This is a genomic window from Aliterella sp. E5.1 (genome assembly GCF_057473825.1).
The window spans coordinates 1-2,526 of record NZ_JBYCCV010000231.1; the positions used below are offsets into that span (position 1 = coordinate 1).

At 46.5% G+C, this 2,526-nt stretch carries 2 protein-coding genes; both read right to left on the reverse strand.

The annotated features are described in order from the left end of the window. Positions 1-835, reverse strand: an 835-nt coding sequence (locus AC2VE5_RS25525; protein WP_486890386.1) for an IS110 family RNA-guided transposase, incomplete at its 3' end; no start/stop codon positions are given. A gap of 265 nt (positions 836-1,100) precedes the next feature. Then, positions 1,101-2,432, reverse strand: coding sequence for an IS701 family transposase (locus AC2VE5_RS25530; protein WP_486890387.1), 1,332 nt, complete (start codon positions 2,430-2,432; stop codon positions 1,101-1,103). Between the last annotated feature and the right edge of the window lie 94 nt (positions 2,433-2,526).

Below are 2,526 nucleotides of genomic sequence, written 5' to 3' on the forward strand. Positions count from 1 at the left end.
CAGGCTGATTATCTTGAGGTTTCCGGCGAGGAGAACCGGTAGCTGGCAGGGGCATCTGTGAGGGGGATTCAAAGGTCGATAGACACTGCTCGACTTGAGCATCACAGGCTGCAATTTGAACCTGATAAGCATCATAGAGGGCGAGTTCTTGCTGCAAAATAAATAAATGCTCTGGGCGGTAATCACCTTGTAGGGCCTGAGCAATTTCGGTAGCACTGCGGCGACTACGAGGATGTCGTAGAGCAGCTAAGGTTTGTGGGTCATGCTCTCCAGCAACAATCGCTCGAATAATTGCCATGCCTGTCGTGCCTGTGATGTCGCTGACAACTTGATGCAATAGCACATTCATTTGAGTGAGTGCCTTCTGTATCCGTTGGATGTGCACACAGGCACTTCGCACCAGGTTATCTCTTTGTCGGATGTAGCTTCTGAGGACACAAACCTGGTCATCAGGACGAAAGGAAGCTGAAAGCAGACCATAGCTGTGTAACTGCTGTATCCATTGGCAGTCAAGAACATCACTTTTGCGACCTGGTAAGGTTTTGACATGATGAGCATTGACTAATTTGACCTCTAAGCCACGAGTTTCAAGAATTTGGAACAGCGCAAGCCAGTAAACTCCGGTTGATTCCATTGCTACGCTCTCAACCCTACACTCTTGTAGCCAATCTGCTAGAGCATACAAGTCCGATGTAAAACAGCCAAAGCTCCTGATATTCTCTCCGGCGCACTCTGCGGGAACACAGACCCAATGAGTTTGGGAACCGATGTCAATTCCGGCTGCATTCGCATTGATGGGTTCTAACTGAGATGAAGCTTGTCGTTTTGAGCGCATAGATCTTTTTACCTTGCAGGACAAACAAGTGCACCTTGACCTGGATTGACGGACGATAGAGTCTCCTAAACGGGATAGTGATGGTTCACTTCACCAATGTCATAACCGTCCCAGTCCAGAACCAAGCTTTCATACGAGTCAAGTACATCAGTGAGGGGTCGGTCTTAACTGTCAAGGCACTTCATCAGGTTAGAAGATGGCCCAGCGAAATGCTGTTTCTCCCACACATAAGGAGCAGGATTGCTCTTGGACAGCTTTCATCAGTCTAGGCAGAGGAAAATAACAAATTTGCCTGTTGCTCTTTGGTCGGTATCCAACCTTGGAACTCATTCATGATGGCAATCAGTCTACCGAATCCAGTTTTGAGTGGGGGAATTTCAAACACCTTGAGCCAAGGCTTGATTAGACAGAAGTAGACATACGGTTGGATAACTAACTGCAAATTGTTGAGCCGATGTTTCCAACCCTGGGTCTGATTCCACCAAGGATGCTGGCTAAACTTGTCGAGCAACCCCGCTTGTTGTTGCCCGCTGCCTTGATCGTCACTAGAATCGAGACCACCAAACTGAAGAGTGACCATCAAGTAAGCACTTGAGACCACTTCCCACCAGCGCTCAATTTGCTCATAACTGGTCAAACGAAAATCTGCCCAACCTAGATGGTTTTTGCACTGCTTAAAACCATACTCAACCCAAGTTCTCAAACCATAGAGATTGCCTACTGCTTGATCCGACGCTTTAGGCAAGTTACTCATCAAAAACCAAGTCGAATTTTCAGGCAAGTTGAGTGGGTCAGTTGTGATAGTCCAATAGCGCAGGGTCCGACGTTTGCCAAAGATGATTTCTTGGAGATAGCGAACTTCGCTCTTGCCATTGGAGAAAATACGCTCAAAGGCTTTCCAACGGCTATACCTAATTCGTTGCTCCCTCGGCATCCACACTCCATGATTGCTGCGAATTGCCACAATGAACTTCAGCTCAAATTGCTGCAGTAGGCTGACAAATGGATGGCATTCTCCATAGAGACTGTCTGCTAAAACCAGCTCAAACTTAAACCCAAAGGCTTGCAGTTCTTGAATGATTTCTTGAGCCAGTTGAAGCTTGGTTTTGTAGGTGTCTTGTGCTTTGAGTCGCCTTTGGGGCTTGAAGACTTTGAACGCTAGGGGAAAGGTCATGCCCTCTAGCACTCCATAGGCGTTGACCGAGACAATACCGTTGTCAATTTTGCCTAAGTTACCGATGTATTGTCGAGCCACATAATCAGTTGTCTTGCCCTTTTTTCTATCTCCAGTGTCATCAATCACTAGGACAATCGAGCGTCCTTGTAGCTGTTGCAAAATCAGGGACAATCTCTGGTTTCTCAAGCTTGCGACATCCCAAGGCGATTCGGTGAGGAAATGGTGTAACACTTGCTCATTAGGCAATCCCACTGCTTTGGCAATTGCAGGCAGAGATTTACGAGGAAGCTCTGAGATCAGGCCCAGATGCAAATACTTGAATGCCTCGAAACTTCGTACATCAACAAACAAATCTCGATAGACGGTACAGTAGTTGTCAATGAACCTAACGGTTCTGACTGCTTCGCGTGGTTCAACCATTCCTTTGACAAGTGTTTGAGAAATTTGTTCCTATTTTAACTTGGCTAGAGTGACTAAAGAGGGATAACTTCTATATTTCTAAAACTTAGTGGTT